This is a genomic window from Comamonas terrae (assembly GCF_001544075.1).
GTDB classification, from domain to species: domain Bacteria; phylum Pseudomonadota; class Gammaproteobacteria; order Burkholderiales; family Burkholderiaceae_C; genus Comamonas; species Comamonas terrae.
Genome location: NZ_BCNT01000005.1, coordinates 135,156 through 153,421, shown reverse-complemented (window position 1 = coordinate 153,421; position 18,266 = coordinate 135,156). Strand labels below are relative to the sequence as shown.

Sequence of the window (18,266 nt, the reverse complement as noted above, 5' to 3'; positions counted from 1 at the left end):
GTAGTCCAAGGGCTTGTTTTCATGAAGGAAAAAAGCGCCACCTTCCGGCGCGGGGCTGGCCGGCCAGGCCGCCAAAGCAGGGGACAATAGGCGTTTTTCTGGATTCGCACGACATGACCGACAGCCAACGCCCCGAACTTCCCGACCACCTGTCCATCGACCCGCGCAGCCCCCACCATGTGGCGGCCGTGTTCGAGCACGACATCGGCATCCGCTTCAACGGCAAGGACCGCTTCGACGTGGAGGAATACTGCGTGAGCGAAGGCTGGATCAAGGTGCCGGCCGGCAAGACGCTGGACCGCAAGGGCAAGCCGCTGCTGATCAAGCTCAAGGGCACGGTCGAGGCCTACTACCGCTAGGAGCTCCCCCGGTCTCCGGAGCCCGCGGTACCTTGGCGCGGCAAGGCCGGCGCCGGCCGGGTCCGCGCTCCAACGCCGCGACCGCCCGCTCAGCGCTGCGGCCCGGCCGCCGCATCCGCCGGACCGGCAGTAGCGCGCCGGCTCTGGATTTCCTCCAGGCGCGCGGCGGCCTCCTCGCCCTTCATCTCGCCCACCCTGGCGCGCACGGTGGCATCCATGTACTGGCGGATGAAATCGTCTCCCACGCGCCAGTCCTGGCCTTCCTGCACGAAGTCGAAGCTGCCCTCCAGCATCGCCCACTCGCTGCGCCCCAGGGCGGCCAGCAGGCGGTCGCGGTACTCGGCCTGCAGGCGGCACGACCATCTTCCCTCGCCCAGCGGCCGGCATGCGCCCAGCGGCTGGATGTTGCGCACGGCACCGCGCGCAATGCCTTCGGCCGGCGGCGCGTCCGCGGCATCCTCCCGGCGTTGCCGCTTGTCCATGGGCTGCGCGGGCCGCATCTTCTCGAAGCTTGCCACGCCCTGTTCGAAGGCCTCGGCCAGGCGCCGGGCACCGGCCGGCTGCCCCGCCTCGATGGGGCGGCCGTCGGCATCGACCTGGCTGTAGCGCGCGCGCAGGACGCGCGGATGGCCGCTCTCCACCGCCATCCGCCCTTGCCCGTCCGGCGTGATGGTGTAGGCCATCGTGGAGGATTGCTCGCCGATCTTCACCGTGGCCACGCAGCCGCGCGAACGCTGGGCCTTGAGGTAGCCCAGCTCCTCGACATCCGAGAACGTGGCCGTGAACATGTCCGAGGCGGGCGGCTCGGCGGACAGGAGCTTCTTCATGCGCGCGCGGAACATGCCCATGCGCAGGGCCTGCTGGATGCCGGCGTCGTCGCAGCGCGGCGGCGCGGCCGGCACGAGCACATACCAGGCCACGGCCGCCGCCAGGGCCGCCGCACCGCCCAGGGCCAGCCAGGGCAAGCGCGGGCGCGCCTGCTGCCGAAGCTGCGCGATCTCCTGCTGCATGGCCGCCCGCATTTCCTGCAGCGCCTGCCGGCGCGTGGCATTGCCGGCAAACGTGCCTTGCGACACCGCCAGTTCCTCCATCTCCTCCAGGTCCTGCACCGACAGAATCCGCTCGTGCATCAGCCACAGCAGGAGGCCGCCGAGGCTGCCAGGGGGCTCGCCTTCCAGGTCCTGCAGCCGCGTGCGCGCCTGCGCATGGTGGTCCGGGCGGATCACGCCTTCGGCGAGCAGACGGTCGAGAACGGGAGTGGCGCTGGAATCCATGGGCGAGGAGAAGCAGACAGGCAGGCAGGCCGCAGGCGCGGCTCCGGGACGCGCCATGGTAGCGCCCGCGCATGGGCTGCCATGTAGGCGGGCATGGATGGAATGCCGCAGCTGCCCGGCTCGTTTCGCTTCTTAAAAAAGAGCAGCCTGCGCTGAATCCACAAGGAATCTCTATACAGAATTCTTGAAATTCCTTGCAGGCAGTGCGCAAGCAGCTCTTTTTGCATGAGCAGGCAGCCCCCGCGCCTGCCTGCTTCAGCGCCGGCTCCGCCCACGATCAGGCCAGCGCCTCGGCCGGGCCGAAGAACTCGTAGCGCACCTGCTTGTCGGGCACGCCCACATTCCGCAGCAGGCGGCGCAGCACACGCATGAAGGGACGCGGGCCGAGGAAGTACACATCGGCATCGCGCGAGGCCGGCAGCCATTCGTTGAGCTGCTGCTCGGACAGATAGCCGACGGCATCGGCCTGGTCCTCGGGCACGGCGCGGTCGTAGCAGTAGTAGCGCGTGAGCTGCGGATGCTCGGCGGCCAGCTGGTCGATGCGCTCGCGGAAGGCATGGACCGAGCGCTCGCGCGCGCAGTGGATGAAGGTCACGGGACGCCGGGCCGCCAGCGCCGTGGCCAGCATGGGCAGCGTGGGCGTGATGCCGACGCCGCCGCTGATCAGCACCAGCGGCTTGTCGCTGTCCTGCAGCGTGAAGTGGCCGGCCGGCGGGAACAGCTGCAGCGTGTCGCCCGCCTGCACCTGGTCGTGCAGGAAATTGGACACCTTGCCGCGGGGCTCGCGCTTGACGCTGATGCGCAGGCTCCTGCCGTTGGCCGGTGCCGACAGAGAATAGTTGCGGCGCTGCTCCTGGCCATCCACCATCACGCGCAGGCCGATGTACTGGCCCGGCAGGTGGGCGATGACCTTGCCGCCGTCGGCCGGCACCAGGTAGAAAGACGTGATCTCGGCGCTTTCCTGCACCTTCTTCTCGACGGTGAAGGCGCGCTCGCCGCGCCAGCCGCCTTCGGCCTGGGCCGTGCGGTCGTACACGCTGCGCTCGGCGGCGATCAGGATGTCGGCCAGCTGCTGGTAGGCCGCGCCCCAGGCGGCCAGCACCTCGTCGGTGGCGATCTCGGCGCCCAGCACCTCGCGGATGGCGCGCAGCAGGCAGGCGCCGACGATGGGGTAGTGCTCGGGCTGCACCTGCAGCGCCACGTGCTTGTTGACGATCTGCGCGGGCAGGTCGCCCAGGGCTTCGAGCCGGTCAATGTGCCTGGCATACATCAGCACGCTGTGGGCCAGCGCGCGCGGCTGGGCGCCGCTTTGCTGGTGGGCCTGGTTGAACAGCGGGCGCACCTCGGGGTACTCGCCCAGCATGGTGTTGTAGAAATGGGTGATCAGCGCCTCGCCGCCGGTCTCGAGCAGCGGTACGGTGGATTTGACGATGGCGCGTTGGTTCTCGGTCAGCACGGAAAAACTCCTTGGTCGTGGCCCGCCCGCTGGCGGGATCGGCAAGAACATTGCAATCGCCGTGCCAGCCAATGGCTTCTTCCAGAACAAGGACTTGCGCCATACACAGTCAAATCGACACCATCCAGTTGTAGACTTTATGACATCAATCAGTGTCGTTATGACTACATCCAATATTCTCAACGCCGTCATCCCGCTGGTGGCCGACCTGGCCCAGGACCTGCCCGAGCGCGAACGCCTGCGCCGCCTCCTCGCCGCGCTGCGCACCCTGCTGCCCGCCGATGCCGTGGCCCTGCTGCGCCTGGACGGGGAGTGGCTGCATCCCGTGGCCATCGACGGGCTGGTGCCCGATACCCTGGGCAGGCGCTTCCGGCTGGCCGAGCATCCGCGCTTTGCCCAGCTGCTGGCCGCCGGCCAGGCCATGCGCTTTGCGCCCGACAGCCCGCTGCCCGACCCCTACGACGGCCTGGTGGCCAACCACGGCCAGACCATTGCCCATTTGCATGTGCACGACTGCATGGGCTGCGTGCTGCAGGCCGGCGGCCTGCCCTGGGGCCTGCTCACGCTCGATGCGCTGGAGCCCGGCCGCTTTGCCGACCCGGCTTCGCTCGCGCTGCTGCAGGCCTTCAGCAACCTGGCCGCGGCCACCGTGGCCACGGCCGAGCGCGTGCACCAGCTCGCGCAGCTGGCGCGCTCGGCGCGCGCCCCCGCCTCGGGCCATCCGGCCGCCAGCGGCGAGCGCGAAATGCTGGGCCACAGCCCTGCCATGCGCCAGCTGGCCAAGGATGTGGCCCTGGTCGCGGCCAGCGACCTGAGCGTGCTCATCACCGGCGAGACCGGCACGGGCAAGGAACTGGTGGCCCGCGCCGTCCACGCCCAATCGGGCCGCGCCGGCCAGCCGCTGATCAGCATCAACTGCGCGGCCCTGCCCGACAACCTGGTGGAAAGCGAACTCTTCGGCCATGTGCGCGGCGCCTTCACGGGCGCGCTATCCGAGCGCAGCGGCAAGTTCGAGCAGGCCCACCACGGCACGCTGTTCCTCGACGAGGTGGGCGAGCTGTCGCTGCCCGTGCAGGCCAAGCTGCTGCGCGTGCTGCAAAGCGGGCAGCTGCAGCGCCTGGGCTCGGACCGCGAGCACCATGTGGACGTGCGCGTGATCGCCGCCACCAACCGCGACCTGGCCGAGGACGTGCGCGCCGGCCGCATGCGCGCCGACTTCTACCACCGCCTCAACGTCTATCCGCTCAGCGTGCCGCCGCTGCGCGAGCGCGACAGCGACGTGCTGCTGCTGGCCGGCTACTTCCTGGAGGAAAACCGCTCGCGCCTGCAGCTGGGCGGGCTGCGGCTCGACGCTGGGGCCCAGTCGGCCCTGCTCACGCATGACTGGCCCGGCAATGTGCGCGAGCTGGAGCACCTGATCAGCCGGGCCGTGCTCAAGGCCCTGAGCCGGGGCAACACCGGCAGCGCGCCGGCGCGCGGCGGCTCGCGCCCGCGCATCGTGACGCTGGGCGCCCATGACCTGTGGGATGGGGGAAGCGCGCGGGAGGCGGGCACCGCGCCCGCCGTGGCCGCGTCGCCGGCCCTGCCGGGCCTGGCCGTGACGGACCTGCCTGCCGCAGCGCCAGCCGGCCTGCGCGAGGCGGTGGCCGCCTATGAGCGCGACCTGGTCAGCGCCAGCCTGGCGCGCCACCACGGCAGCTGGGCCGCCGCGGCGCGCGAGCTGCAGATGGACCGCGCCAACCTGCAGCGCCTGGCCAGGCGCCTCGGCATCAGGCGCTGATGCCCGCCGGGCCGGTCAGCGGCTCTTGACGTCCAGTAGCTCCACGTCGAAGTTGAGCGTGGCGTTGGGCGGAATCACGCGGCCCGCGCCGCGGCTGCCGTAGGCGATGGAGGGCGGGCAGGTCAGCTTGGCCTTGCCGCCGACCTTCATCTTCTGCAGGCCCTCGGTCCAGCAGGGAATCACGCCATTGAGCGGAAAGTCGATGGGCTGCTGGCGCGCATAGGAGCTGTCGAACTCCTTGCCCGTTTCGGGAAAGTAGCCGCGGTAGTGCACCTTGACCGTGTCCGTGGCCTTGGGGCTGGCGCCCGTGCCTTCGGTGATGCTTTCGTAGACCAGGCCGCTGGGCGTGGTGACCGGCTGCGCCGCATGCGCGCAGAGGCCGGAAAACAGGGCTGCGGCCGCCAGGGCCCATGCCGCCTGCGATTTCAATGGCAGTTTCTTCATGGAAGTCCTTCTCGTGTTCAGGCCTTGGCCGGTGCAATGCCGATATCGTCCAGCGCCTTGGACAGATGGCCCACGCTGCGGTCCGGCTGGTGCCATTTCTCCAGGCCGAACAGGCCCAGGCGGAAGGTCTGGAAGTCCGGGCCTTCGTCGCACTGCAGGGGCACGCCCGAAGCGGTCTGCAGGCCGACCTTGAGAAAGGCGCGGCCGCTCTGGATCTCGGGGTCCGTGGTATAGCTGACGACCACGCCGGGCGACTTGAAGCCCTCGGCCGCCACGCTCGGGAAGCCCCGGGACTCGAGCAGCGCGCGCACCTTGGCGCCCAGCGCGATCTGCTCCTCGCGCACCTTGGCAAAGCCGTATTCGCGGGTTTCGAGCATCACGTCGCGCAGGCGCACCAGCGCATCGGTGGGCATGGTGGTGTGATAGGCGTGCTGGCCTTTTTCATAGCCCTCGGCGATCTGCATCCACTTCTTGAGGTCGCAGGAAAAGCTGGAGCTCTGGGTATGCTCGATGGCCTCTCGTGCGCGGGCCGAGAGCATGACCATGGCGCAGCAGGGCGAGCTGCTCCAGCCCTTTTGCGGCGCGGAGATCAGCACGTCCACGCCGGTCTTTTCCATGTCCACCCACATGGCGCCCGAGGCCACGCAGTCGAGCACGAACAGCGCGCCGACTTCGTGCGCCGCATCGGCCACGGTGCGCAGGTATTCGTCGGGCAGCAGAATGCCGCTGGCCGTTTCCACATGCGGCGCAAAGACGACCTTGGGCTTTTCGGCGCGGATGGCCGCGGCCACGTCCCCCGCCGGACACGGCGCCCACGGGTCCTGGCTGCCCGGGCCCTGGCGGCGCGCCTTGCACACCACCGAGCCGCCGCCCAGCCCGCCCTCGTCGAAGATCTGCGTCCAGCGGTAGCTGAACCAGCCGTTGCGCACGATCAGCACTTTTTCCTTGTTGGCGAACTGGCGCGCCACGGCCTCCATGCCGAAGGTGCCGCTGCCGGGCACCAGCACCGCGGTATGGGCGTGGTAGACATGCTTGAGCGTGCCCAGGATGTCCTGCATCACGCCGATGAAGCGCTTGGACATGTGGTTGAGCGCGCGGTCGGTATAGACCACCGAGAATTCGAGCAGGCCGTCGGGATCGATATCGGGCAGAAGTCCGGGCATGGGTTATCTCCAGTCACAGGGGCCGCGCTGCGCTTGCCGAAGCCGCGGCCGGGGCCACGCCGGGCGCGGCCGGATATTGAGTCAAGACTTCCAGCTTAGCATGGGAAAGCGGGCGTCCAGCACCAGCAAGCAGCCCCGCGCGCGCGTCGTGGAGGGCGCCCGGCAGCCCCCCAAAACAAGGGCCGCAGCCTCCGGCAAGGCTGCGGCCCTCTTCCAGGGTCCGCCACGGCGGCTACCAGGTATCGACAAACCGCGTGGGCTCGTCGCGCAGGCGCGATCCGGCCAGCCCGCGCGCCAGCCAGGCACGCGTCTCGGCCGGGTCGATCACGGCATCGATTTCCAGCGTGCTGGCCATGTGCATGGCCTCGCCGTGGGCGTATTGCTGGGCCAGCAGCTTCTGGAACAGTACATCGCGCTCGGCGCCTTCGGGCAGGGCTTCGAGTTCCTTGCGGAAACCCAGGCGCACCGCGCCTTCCAGGCCCATGGCGCCGAACTCCCCCGTGGGCCAGGCGACGTTGAAGATGGGCGCATGGAAGCTGCCCGCCGTCATGCCCATGGCGCCCAGGCCGTAGCCCTTGCGCAGCACCACGCTGAAGTACGGCACGCGCAGCTTGGCGGCCGTGACGAACAGGCGGCTGACGTGGCGCACCTGGCCTGTTTTTTCCACCTCGGGTCCGACCATGAAGCCGGGCGTGTCGACCAGGCTGACGATGGCGATGCCGTGCGCATTGCACAGCTGCATGAAGCGCGCGGCCTTGTCGGCGGCATCGGCATCGATGGCGCCGCCCAGGTGCGAGGGATTGTTGGCCAGCAGCCCCACGGGCCGGCCCTCGATGCGCGCCAGCGCCGTGTGGATGCCGGCGCCGAAGCCCGTGCGCAGCATGAGCAGGCTGCCCTGGTCCACCAGGTGCGCCATGGCCGCGCGCGTGTCGTAGGCGCGCAGGCGGTTCTCGGGCACGACATGGCGCAGCAGCCGCGTATCGGGAGCATTCCATTCATGCGTGCGGCCCTGGAAGAACGAGAGATAGTGCCGGGCCGCGGCCACGGCCCCGGCCTCGTCATCGACCAGGATGTCGATCACGCCGTTGGCATGCTGCACGCCGCTGGGGCCGACCTGCTCGGGCTTGAACACGCCCAGGCCGCCGCCTTCGATCATGGCCGGCCCGCCCATGCCGATGGTGCTGGCGCGCGTGGCGATGATGACGTCACTGCAGCCCAGCAGCGCCGCATTGCCCGCGAAGCAGCGCCCGTGCGCGATGCCCACCACGGGCACCTGGCCCGACAGCGCCGCATAGGCAGCGAAGGTGTGCACATGCAGGCCTGCGACCACGGGCGTGTCGGTATCGCCGGGGCGCCCGCCGCCGCCTTCGGCGAACAGCACCACGGGCAGCTTCTGCTGCAGGGCGATGCCCAGCATGCGGTCGGTCTTGGCATGGTTGCGCGAGCCCTGGGTGCCGGCCAGCACGGTGGCGTCATACGCCATGACCACGGCGCGCGCCTTCTCCTCGCCGAACTGCGCGCGATTGATGGAACCCATGCCCGTGACCATGCCGTCGGCCGGCGTGTTGGCCACCAGATCCTCGATGCTGCGCCGGCGCGTCTGCGCGGCGATCGCCAGCGCGCCGTATTCGATGAAGCTGCCCTCGTCGCAGAGGTCGGCGATGTTCTCGCGCGCGCTGCGGCCGCCCTGGGCATGGCGCTTGTCCATGGCCAGGGGCCGCGCCGCGTCCAGCGTGAAGGCGTGGCGGTCCAGGACGCGCTGCAGGTCCGCGCGGATATGGTCCGGGTCCTGCGCCCGCTGCTCGGCCTGGGCATGGGCGGCATCGCCCTCGGCCGGCGCCAGCACCAGCAGCGGCTGGTCCTGCACCACATAGCTGCCGGGCTCGGCCAGCAGCTGGCCCACGGTGCCGGCTCGACTTGCCAGCAGCACATGCTGCATCTTCATGGCCTCGATAATGCCCAGCTCGGCACCGCGCGGCACGCTGTCGCCCTCGGCCACGCTCCATTGCACGACACGCGCCGGCATGGGCGCGAGCACAGCGTTTTCAGGAGCATCCTGCGCTTGGCCCGCGGACATTTCAGATGCATTTCCATTTGGAACCGCATCATGGCTTGCGCTGTCAGCTATTTTTTCGGAAGCACCCACCAGTTCCGGCAGCATCTCCTCCAGCCAGCGCGTATGCACGGCCTGGCTGTCCATCTCGGGGCGCTGCGACAGCGCCCGCAGCAGGGCCAGATTGGTCGCCGGGCCCTGGATTCGGCATTCGTCCAGCGCGCGCTGCGAGCGCCGCAGCACATCGCCGAAGCGCGGCGCGGGGCTGTGCACGACGAGCTTGGCCAGCAGCGTGTCGTAATGCGGCGAAGGGCTGGCGCCCTGCACCGCGTGGGAATCGATGCGTATGCCCGGCCCCTGGGGCCAGCGCAGGCCCGCGATGCGGCCGCTGCCCGGGCGCGAGCGGCCCTGTGCATCCAGCGTCTCGGCGTTGATGCGCCACTGCACGGCATAGCCGCGCGGCTGCGGCGGCGCGGCCGCATCCAGGCCCAGGTCCGTCAGGTGCTCGCCCGCGGCGATGCGGATCTGCGCCTGCACCAGGTCCACGCCGAAGACTTCCTCGGTGATGGTGTGCTCCACCTGCAGGCGCGGGTTGGCCTCGATGAACACATAGGGCAGGCTGGCGGATTTCAGGTCCACCAGGAACTCGAAGGTGCCCAGGCTTTCGTAGCGCAGGCCGCCGGCCATGCGCAGCGCGTCGCGCGTGATGCGCTCGCGCAGCGCCTGCGGCAGGCTGGGGCTGGGCGCGATCTCGACCAGCTTCTGGAAGCGCCGCTGCAGCGTGCATTCGCGCTCGCCCAGCGCCACGGGCCACTCGCTGCCGTCGCCCAGCACCTGGATCTCGATATGGCGCGCGCCCGACATCAGGCGCTCCACGTAGACGCCGTCCACGCCGAAGGCCGCGCGCGCCTCGCTGCGGCAGCGCTCGTAGGCCTCGGCCAGCTCGTGCGCCTGCGTCACCGCGCGCATGCCGCGCCCGCCGCCGCCGCCGATGGCCTTGACCATGATGCCGCTGGCGCCACCGGCCTGCTGCGCCGCGAAGAAGGCCTGGGCCTGCTCCAGCGTCACGGCCTCCTGGCTGCCCGGCATCAGGGGTACGTCGCTTTGCAGCGCCAGCGCGCGGGCCCGGGCCTTGTCGCCCAGCAGCGCCAGCTGCTCTGGCGTGGGGCCGATGAAGCGTACGCCGGCCGCCGCACAGGCCCTGGCGAAGTCCGCGTTCTCGCTCAGAAAGCCATAGCCCGGATGCAGCGCGTCGCATCCGTGCTCCCGCGCAATCCGCAGCAGCCGTTCGCCATCCAGGTAGGCACCCGGGCCGCTGGCCCCAAGGGCCACGGCCTCGTCGGCGGCCGCCACATGCGGCGCCTGGGCATCGTCCTGCGCATACACGGCCAGGCTGGCCACGCCCAGCTCCTGCAGGGCGCGAACAATGCGCAGCGCGATCTCCCCGCGGTTCGCAATCAGTACTTTTTCAAACATTCGATTTCCAGTTCAGGAGTTCTTGCGCAGGCGCGTTCGCTCGGACTTGCATCGGCAGATGTGAGCAGCACGTTTGCTTGAAGGACGGAGGCCGGGGCGGAACCCGGCCTCCGTCCTGAACATCAACATGCGGCTTGACCAGCCAACATGTGCATGCACAACCGAAGACCTCACTCGATATCCCGCAGGAAACGGCGCAGCACCTTGCCCGCGCCCGTCGCCGGCAGCGCATCGATGAAGCGCACCTCGCGCGGCGCCTTGTAAGTGGCCATGTTGTCCCTGGACCAGGCCAGCAGCTCCTCGGCCTCCAGCGCCTGGCCGGGCTTTCTCACGATGAAGGCGCGCACCACCTCGCCCTTTTGCGGATCGGGCACGCCGATCACGGCGGCCTGCGCGATCGCCGGATGCTTGATGAGAATGGTCTCCACCTCCTCGGGGAACACGCTGTAGCCCGAGACCTTGATCATTTCCTTGAAGCGGCCGATGAAGGTGAGGTAGCCGTCGGCGTCGATGCGGCCCATGTCGCCCGTGTGGACCCAGCCATTCTTCAGCGTCTTGGCCGTGGCCTCGGGCTTGTTCCAGTAGCCCTTGAAGTTGCCCGGGCCGCGGATGATGATCTCGCCCACCTCGCCCGTCGGCATCTGCGCGCCGGTCTCTGGGTCGATGATGCGGATCTCGTTGCCCGGCTGGGGCTTGCCGTGCGTGCCCCAGCGGATGGCGTCGCCGGGCATGGAGGTGTCCATGGTGTGGGTTTCGCTCAGACCATATGAGGCCTCGCTGGATATGGCGTTGGGCGTGAAGCGCTTCCACTGCTCGGCCAGCTCCCGGGTATAGGTGATGCCGAAGCTGGTCACGGTATTGCGGCGCAGCGAGCTGAAGTCCATGTTCTCCACGCCGGGCAGCTGCATGACGGCCACGTTCATGGGCGCGATGCTGTACCACCAGGTCACGCGGTAGCGCCCCAGCGCCTGGGCCACGGCCAGCGGATCGAAGCGGTGCAGCAGCACGCAGACCGCGCCCGAGTGCACGGGCATGTTCACGCCCATGGACATGCCGGCGATGTGGTACAGCGGCGCCACGGCCAGCAGCACGTCGGCATCGGTCACGCCGGTGGAGGACGAGGCCGCCGCAGTCTTGCTGGCCGCGTTGCCGTAGCTGAGCATGGCGCCCTTGGGCAGGCCCGTGGTGCCCGAGGTATAGGTCATGAGCGCCACGTCGTCCAGGCAGACGTCCACGGGCGCGGGCCGGGCACCGCCGTGCATGATGTCCCAGACCGACTCCACGCCCTGCGGCAGCGGCTGCACGGGCGCCTGCAGCTCGGCCGGCAGCGGCAGCGTGGCCCGTGCGGGCAGCCAGTCGGCATAGCGCACGGCCAGCACATGCTGCAGCGCCGTGGTGGCGCGCACCTTGTCCACGATGGGCAGCAGCACGTCGGCCGCGATGATGACGCGCGCCTGCAGGTCGACCAGCTGGTATTCGAGCTCGTGCTCCTTGTTCAGCGGCCCGCAGGGGCAGACGATGGCACCTATCTTCTGCACCGCGTAGTGGGCCACGATGTATTGCGGGCAGTTGTTCATGAACAGGGCCACGGGCTCGCCCTTCTTCACGCCCAGCGCCTGCAGGCGCGCGGCCACGGCGTCGCTGGCATCGTCCATCTGGCGCCAGCTGATGTGCTGTCCGTACCAGATGTAGGCATCGCGCCCGGGATGGTTGCGCGCATTGCGCCGCAAGGCCTCATGCAGGGGAATGAGGGACTCAGAATCAGCCATGGTTGTCTCCTGGGTGTCTGGTGGAACGCGAGGCGCGGCGTGCTTTGTAGCGCGCTCTCAGGGATTGCCATAGGCCTTGCCCCGCCTCCATGTCTTGCCAATATATACCCGTCGGTAGAACAATGCTACCTATCGGTATAACTCTAGCGACACACACCAGACGCATGCCCAGCGCCCCCAGAAAAGCTCCGGTCTCGCCGCGCGGCAGGCAGCGCCTGCCCACGGCGGGCTCCGACGAAAAACGCGAACGCATACTCAAGGCCGCCGAAGCCCTGTTCGACCGCAACGGCTATGCCAACACCACGATCGAGCAGATCGTGCAGGCGCTGGGCGTGACCAAGCCCTTCGTCTACTACTACTTCCGCAACAAGCAGGAAATCTTCGAGACCCTGTGCTGGGCTCCCACAGAGGCCTGCTTCACGGTGCTGGACTTCGCGGCCGACGATCCACGCCCCGCGCACGAAAAGGCCATCGACGGGCTGCAGCGCCTGATCGCGGCCACCATCGCCCACTATCCGGCGGGCTTCTTCCCTTACCGGGAGCCCCAGGCCTTCAGCCCGGCCTACCAGAAGGCCTCGCGCACGCTGGCCCGGCAGTTCTACAGGCAGTTCTGCGAACTGCTGGAGCAAGGGCGCGCCAGCGGCCACTTCCATTTCCGCGAGACGCGCATCACCGCCCAGGCCGCCTGCAGCCTGCCCGGCTTTCTCTACAACTGGTACCGCCCCGGCGGACGCCTGGGCGCCGCGGAAATGGTGGCCGAGCTGACCGAGCTGGCCTCGCGCGTGCTGGGTCTGCAAGCCGTGCCCGCCTCTTCCGCCTCTTCCGCCTCTTCCGCCTCCCCGCCGGCGACTTCCGCCAAGCCGGCCCGGGCCAGGAAGAAAGCCGCAGCCAAGCCGCCGGGCAGCCCCGCATAGCCGACCCAGGCGCCATCAACATCCACAGGAGACAAGCCCATGCCCATCCGCATTTCCGCTCTCGCCGCCGCCGCGGCCTGCACCGCCGCGCTGTCGGCGCAGGCTGCCGAGCCGTTCAAGATCGCCTTCATCGATCCGCTGTCCGGCCCCTTCGTCAGCACCGGCGAGCTGATGCGCGACCATGTGCAGTACGCGGTGGATGACGTGAATGCCAAGGGCGGGCTGTACAACGGCGACAAGCTGCAGCTGCTGCAGTTCGACAGCAAGCTCTCGGCCCAGGAAAGCCAGAGCGCGCTGCAGGCTGCCATAGACCAGGGTGCGCGCGTGGTGGTCACGGGCGGATCGGGCTCCTCGGTCGTCGCGGCGCTGGTGCAGGCCGCGTCGCGCTACAACCAGCGCAACCCGGGCAAGGAGGTGCTGGTGCTCAACCACTCCTCCATCGACCCCGACCTCACGGGCAGGTCCTGCAGCTTCTGGCATTTCATGTTCGACGCCAACACGGCCATGCGCATGCAGGCCATTGCCAACTACATCAAGACCCAGCCCGCGATCCAGAAGATCTACCTGCTCAACCAGGACTATGCCCACGGCAAGCAATGGGCCCACTACGGCCGGGACCTGGTGGGCAAGGCGCGGCCCGACATCCAGTTCGTCGGCGAGACCCTGCATCCCATAGGCCGGGTCAAGGATTTCGCGCCCTATGTGGCCAAGATCAAGGAAGCCGGAGCGGATTCGGTCATCACCGGCAACTGGGGCCAGGATCTGGCGCTGCTGCTCAAGTCCGCTGCCGACTCGGGCTACAACCTGCGCTATTTCAACCACAGCGCCGGCGGCTTTCCGGGCACGGTGACCTCCATTTCGCAGACCAGGATAGGCCAGCTGACCTGGGTGGCCGAATGGCATCCGGGCCAGGCCGACCGTCCCCAGGCCGACGCCCGCGCCAGGGACTACAAGGCCCGGACGGGCAAGGACTTTCTCGCCCCCCGCATGGACCTGGTGCCGCGCATGCTGGCCGCAGCCGTCGCACAGGCCCGGTCCACGGAACCTGTGAAGATCGCCAAGGCCCTGGAAGACCTGCAGATAGACACCATCGTCGGCCCCGTGAAAATGCGCGGCAAGGACCACCAGCTGCTGCTGCCCCAGGTGGTCAACACCATCGCGCCCGTGGACGGCAAGCTGGTCAAGACCGGCTGGGAAGGCACAAACTACGGCTTTCGCACCGACGCCGTCTACACGCCGCAGCAGGTGGAGCTGCCGACCGAGTGCCAGATGAAGCGGCCATAAAAATAGAGATAGGCTTTAGTCTCTGCCACTGAAGCTTGCACCGGGCGCGGCCTCACGCCAGAGACAGCAAGCAAGGGCCGCCCCGCAGCGAGGCTGTCGTCCCCCTCCCGCAAAGCGAGAGAGGGGGAAGGCGCGCAGCGCCTCAGGGGGTGGGCGTACCATAGGCGCGCCTTCCAAACACTCCGCTGCCCACCCGCACCATGGTGCTGCCCGCGGCCACGGCGGCCTCCAGGTCGCCCGTCATGCCCATGGACAGGGTGTCGAACTGCGCCAGCCCCGGCAGGCCGCTGGCCTTGATGGCATCGAAAACGGCTGCAGCCTTTTTGTGAACTGCGCATTGCGCTTCGAAACCGGGAGCATCGTCGGGAATGCTCATGATGCCGCGCAGCACCAGGCGCGGCAGCGCCACGACGGCGCGGGCCAGCTCCAGCGCCTGGTCCGGCGCCACGCCGGACTTGGTCTCGCCGCCATCGACATTGACCTGGATGCAGACATTGAGCGGCGCCATGCCCTCGGGGCGCTGGGCCGACAGCCGCTCGGCGATCTTCAGCCGGTCCACGGTCTGCGCCCAGTCGAAGTTCTCGGCCACCAGCCGCGTCTTGTTGCTCTGGATCGGCCCTATGCAATGCCACTGCAGCGCCTCGCCGCCGGGCAGGCCCATGGCACGCACGGCGGCCCTCTTGTCCACGCCTTCCTGGATGTAGTTCTCGCCAAAGCTGCGCTGCCCGGCCAGCACGGCATCGCGCACGGCATCGGCTCCGAAGGTCTTGGAAACCGCCAGCAGTTGCACCGAAGTCACAGCCCGGTTTGCCGTCCCGCAAGCCGCGGCGATGCGGGCGTGAATCTGTCCTAGATTGTTTTCAATCGTCGTCATAATTGCCGCCAGAGTACCAAACAAAAAGGGGGGAGTTCCGTGGACATCACGCAATTGCTGGCTTTCAGCGTCAAGAACAAGGCATCGGACCTGCATCTGTCGGCGGGCCTTCCGCCCATGATCCGCGTGCATGGCGATGTGCGCCGCATCAACGTCGATCCGCTCGACCACAAGACCGTGCATGCCATGGTCTACGACATCATGAGCGATGCCCAGCGCAAGGCCTATGAAGAGTTCCTCGAGGTGGACTTTTCGTTCGAGATCGAAGGCCTGGCGCGCTTCCGTGTCAACGCCTTCAACCAGAACCGCGGCGCGGCCGCCGTGTTCCGTACGATTCCGAGCAAGATCCTGACGCTGGAGCAGCTCAACGCGCCCAAGATCTTCGGCGACCTGGCCCTGAAGCCGCGCGGCCTGGTGCTGGTGACCGGCCCCACGGGCTCGGGCAAGTCCACCACGCTGGCGGCCATGATCAACCACCTCAACGAGACCGAGTACGGCCATATCCTGACGGTCGAGGACCCGATCGAATTCGTGCACGAATCCAAGAAGTGCCTGATCAACCAGCGCGAGGTCGGCCCCATGACGCTGTCGTTCTCGGCAGCGCTCAAGTCCGCGCTGCGCGAGGACCCGGATGCCATCCTGGTGGGTGAAATGCGCGACCTGGAAACCATCCGCCTGGCCATGACGGCGGCCGAGACCGGCCACCTGGTGTTCGGCACGCTGCACACCAGCAGCGCGGCCAAGACCATCGACCGTATCATCGACGTGTTCCCGGCCGAGGAAAAGGAGATGGTGCGCGCCATGCTGTCCGAATCGCTGCAGGCCGTGATCTCGCAGACGCTGTGCAAGACCAAGGACGGCCAGGGCCGCGTGGCGGCCCACGAGATCATGCTGGGCACCAGCGCCATCCGCAACCTGATCCGCGAGGCCAAGGTGGCGCAGATGTACTCCACCATCCAGACCAGCCAGAACGTGGGCATGCAGACGCTGGACCAGAACCTCACCGATCTGGTCCGCCGCAATCTGATCAGCCCGGCCGAGGCCCGCAGCAAGGCCAAGATTCCCGAAAATTTTCCTGGGTAACCCATTACCCCCTGAGCGGCTTTGCCGCTTCCCCCAAGGGGGACGACGCCCTCGCCGCGAGGCGGCTCTTGCTCGGCGTCTCTCACTTGGCTCATGCCAATTTTGACGCCGCGTCAAGGAGTGATCATGGAAAGAGATCAGGCCAGCAAATTCATCAACGATCTGCTCAAGCTCATGGTCAGCCGCAACGGCAGCGACCTGTTCATCACCGCGGATTTCCCTCCGGCCATCAAGATCGACGGCAAGGTGACCAAGGTCTCGCCGCAGCCGCTGACGCCGGTGCACACGCTGACGCTGGCGCGCTCCATCATGAGCGACAAGCAGATCGCGGACTTCGAGCAGACCAAGGAGTGCAACTTCGCCATCTCGCCGGCCGGCGTGGGGCGCTTCCGCGTCAATGCCTTCATGCAGCAGGGCCGCGTGGGCATGGTGCTGCGGACCATTCCGATGACGCTGCCCACCATCGACGGCCTGGGCGTGCCCCAGGTGCTCAAGGAAGTGGCCATGACCAAGCGCGGACTGTGCATTCTGGTCGGCGCCACAGGCTCGGGCAAGTCGACCACGCTGGCCGCCATGGTGGACTGGCGCAACGAGAACTCCTTCGGCCATATCGTGACCGTGGAGGACCCCATCGAATTCGTGCATCCGCACAAGAACTGCGTGGTCACGCAGCGCGAGGTGGGGCTGGACACCGACAGCTGGGAAGCCGCGCTCAAGAATTCGCTGCGCCAGGCGCCCGATGTCATCCTCATGGGCGAAATCCGCGACCGCGAGACCATGGAGCATGCGATCGCCTTCTCGGAAACCGGCCACCTGTGCCTGGCCACGCTGCACGCCAACAGCGCCAACCAGGCGCTGGACCGCATCGTGAACTTCTTCCCCGAGGAGCGCCGTCCCCAGCTGCTGATGGACATCTCGCTGAACCTGCGCGCCCTGGTCTCGCAGCGCCTGGTGCCCAAGCAAAACAGCAAGGGGCGCGTGGCGGCCATCGAGGTCATGCTCAACTCGCCCCTGATCGCGGACCTGATCTTCAAGGGCGAAGTGGCGGAGATCAAGGAGATCATGAAAAAGAGCCGCAACATCGGCATGCAGACCTTCGACCAGGCCTTGTTCGACCTGTTCGAGTCCAACCTCATCACCTATGAGGACGCGCTGCGCAATGCGGACTCGGTCAATGACCTGCGCCTGCAGATCAAGCTCAACAGCCAGCGCGCCAAGTCCCAGGATCTGGCCGCAGGCACCGAGCATCTGACGATTGTTTGATCCTCCGGAAGCGCGGGCGCGCCTTCCCCGGATCAGCCATTGCGGGCAGCCACCGGCATGTGCCGCCCCGGTCTCCATGCACGCGGGCGGTAACATGGCCCGCCTTTTTCGCAACAAGACTTCGAGGATTCCATGAGCACAGCCAGCATCGCCGCCCGCAGCTACGCCGCCACACCCGCGCAATCCGTGGCCTTTCTGGGCCTGGGCGTGATGGGTTATCCCATGGCCGGCCATCTGTCGCGCGCCGGCCACCAGGTCACGGTCTACAACCGAACGCAGGCCCGGGCCCGGGCCTGGACGGCTGAATTTGCGGGCGGCCGCCATGCGCCGACGCCGCGCGAGGCGGCCGCGGGCGCGCATATCGTGTTCTGCTGCGTGGGCAACGATGCGGACCTGCGCTCGGTGGTCCTGGGGCCCGATGGAGCGTTTGCCGGCATGCAGCCCGGCAGCATCTTCGCGGACCACACCACGGCCTCGGCCGAGGTGGCGCGCGAGCTGTATGCCGAGGCGCAAAGACGCGGCCTGCACTTCATCGATGCGCCGATCTCCGGCGGCCAGGCCGGTGCCGCCAACGGTCAGCTGACCGTGATGTGCGGCGGCGACGAAGCGGTGTTTGCACAGGTGGCCCCGGTGGCGCAGGCCTTCTCGCGCGCCTTCACCTATATGGGCGAAAGCGGCTCGGGACAGCTGACCAAGATGGTCAACCAGATCTGCGTGGCCGGCCTGGTGCAGGGCCTGGCCGAGGCCATTGCCTTCGGCCTGCGCGCAGGCCTGGACATGCCCAGGGTGCTGGACGTGATCGGCAAGGGCGCCGCCCAGAGCTGGCAGATGGACAACCGCGGCAAGACCATGGCCGCAGGCCAGTTCGACTTCGGCTTTGCCGTGGACTGGATGCGCAAGGACCTGGGCCTGGTGCTGGCCGAGGCCCGGCGCAACGGCACACGCCTGCCGGTGACGGCCCTGGTCGACCAGTTCTATGGCGACATCCAGGACATGGGCGGCCAGCGCTGGGATATCTCGAGCCTGATCCAGCGACTGCGCTGAACCGGCACGCCCATGAAAAAAGCCGGACTG

14 protein-coding genes are annotated in these 18,266 nt (G+C 68.1%); 7 read left to right on the top strand and 7 right to left on the bottom strand.

Features of this window, described 5'->3' with window-relative positions; genetic code table 11:
• Nucleotides 1–113: 113 nt before the first annotated feature.
• On the top strand, nt 114–359 hold the full coding sequence (locus Cte04_RS09185) for a DUF3297 family protein (RefSeq protein WP_066475729.1): 246 nt from the start codon (nt 114–116) through the stop codon (nt 357–359).
• An 89-nt stretch (nt 360–448) separates the two neighbouring features.
• Here Cte04_RS09185 and Cte04_RS09180 read toward each other — a convergent pair whose 3' ends face one another.
• Both Cte04_RS09180 and hmpA read right to left on the bottom strand, forming a co-directional pair.
• Nucleotides 449–1,690 (bottom strand): hypothetical protein, encoded by a 1,242-nt coding sequence (locus Cte04_RS09180; RefSeq protein WP_157081908.1) that lies wholly within the window; start codon nt 1,688–1,690, stop codon nt 449–451.
• Nucleotides 1,691–1,910: 220 nt separating this feature from the next.
• Complete coding sequence (hmpA, locus tag Cte04_RS09175) at nt 1,911–3,089, bottom strand: NO-inducible flavohemoprotein (RefSeq protein WP_174522908.1); 1,179 nt, start codon at nt 3,087–3,089, stop codon at nt 1,911–1,913.
• A 160-nt stretch (nt 3,090–3,249) separates the two neighbouring features.
• Between hmpA and norR the strand changes: the two genes are divergently transcribed.
• Entirely contained in the window at nt 3,250–4,869 is a 1,620-nt protein-coding gene (gene norR, locus Cte04_RS09170) for a nitric oxide reductase transcriptional regulator NorR (protein WP_066475721.1), read from the top strand.
• A 15-nt stretch (nt 4,870–4,884) separates the two neighbouring features.
• Here the strand turns inward: norR and Cte04_RS09165 are convergent, their stop codons facing one another.
• The 4 genes from Cte04_RS09165 to Cte04_RS09150 all read right to left on the bottom strand — a co-directional run bounded on the left by Cte04_RS09165 (nt 4,885) and on the right by Cte04_RS09150 (nt 11,774).
• Nucleotides 4,885–5,313, bottom strand: a complete 429-nt coding sequence (locus Cte04_RS09165) for an FKBP-type peptidyl-prolyl cis-trans isomerase (protein ID WP_066475719.1) — start codon at nt 5,311–5,313, stop codon at nt 4,885–4,887.
• A gap of 17 nt (nt 5,314–5,330) precedes the next feature.
• On the bottom strand, nt 5,331–6,476 hold the full coding sequence (locus Cte04_RS09160) for an aminotransferase class V-fold PLP-dependent enzyme (RefSeq protein ID WP_066475711.1): 1,146 nt from the start codon (nt 6,474–6,476) through the stop codon (nt 5,331–5,333).
• Nucleotides 6,477–6,708: 232 nt separating this feature from the next.
• A complete protein-coding gene (locus Cte04_RS09155) occupies nt 6,709–10,005 on the bottom strand; it encodes an acetyl-CoA carboxylase family protein (protein WP_066475709.1) in 3,297 nt (1,098 codons plus the stop codon).
• A gap of 170 nt (nt 10,006–10,175) precedes the next feature.
• Entirely contained in the window at nt 10,176–11,774 is a 1,599-nt protein-coding gene (locus tag Cte04_RS09150) for an AMP-binding protein (protein ID WP_066475703.1), read from the bottom strand.
• A 164-nt stretch (nt 11,775–11,938) separates the two neighbouring features.
• On the opposite strand from Cte04_RS09150, the gene Cte04_RS09145 reads away from it, so the two are divergent.
• On the top strand, nt 11,939–12,688 hold the full coding sequence (locus tag Cte04_RS09145) for a TetR/AcrR family transcriptional regulator (protein ID WP_066475701.1): 750 nt from the start codon (nt 11,939–11,941) through the stop codon (nt 12,686–12,688).
• Nucleotides 12,689–12,727: 39 nt separating this feature from the next.
• Complete coding sequence (locus tag Cte04_RS09140; protein ID WP_066475699.1) at nt 12,728–13,972, top strand: branched-chain amino acid ABC transporter substrate-binding protein; 1,245 nt, start codon at nt 12,728–12,730, stop codon at nt 13,970–13,972.
• 142 nt (nt 13,973–14,114) lie between these two features.
• Here the strand turns inward: Cte04_RS09140 and Cte04_RS09135 are convergent, their stop codons facing one another.
• Nucleotides 14,115–14,846, bottom strand: a complete 732-nt coding sequence (locus tag Cte04_RS09135; protein WP_066475695.1) for a YggS family pyridoxal phosphate-dependent enzyme — start codon at nt 14,844–14,846, stop codon at nt 14,115–14,117.
• Between the two features lie 39 nt (nt 14,847–14,885).
• On the opposite strand from Cte04_RS09135, the gene Cte04_RS09130 reads away from it, so the two are divergent.
• The 3 genes from Cte04_RS09130 to Cte04_RS09120 all read left to right on the top strand — a co-directional run bounded on the left by Cte04_RS09130 (nt 14,886) and on the right by Cte04_RS09120 (nt 18,236).
• Nucleotides 14,886–15,929, top strand: coding sequence for a type IV pilus twitching motility protein PilT (locus Cte04_RS09130; RefSeq protein ID WP_066475689.1), 1,044 nt, complete (start codon nt 14,886–14,888; stop codon nt 15,927–15,929).
• A 126-nt stretch (nt 15,930–16,055) separates the two neighbouring features.
• Entirely contained in the window at nt 16,056–17,192 is a 1,137-nt protein-coding gene (locus tag Cte04_RS09125; RefSeq protein ID WP_066476167.1) for a PilT/PilU family type 4a pilus ATPase, read from the top strand.
• Between the two features lie 132 nt (nt 17,193–17,324).
• Entirely contained in the window at nt 17,325–18,236 is a 912-nt protein-coding gene (locus Cte04_RS09120) for an NAD(P)-dependent oxidoreductase (protein WP_066475687.1), read from the top strand.
• Nucleotides 18,237–18,266: the final 30 nt, after the last annotated feature.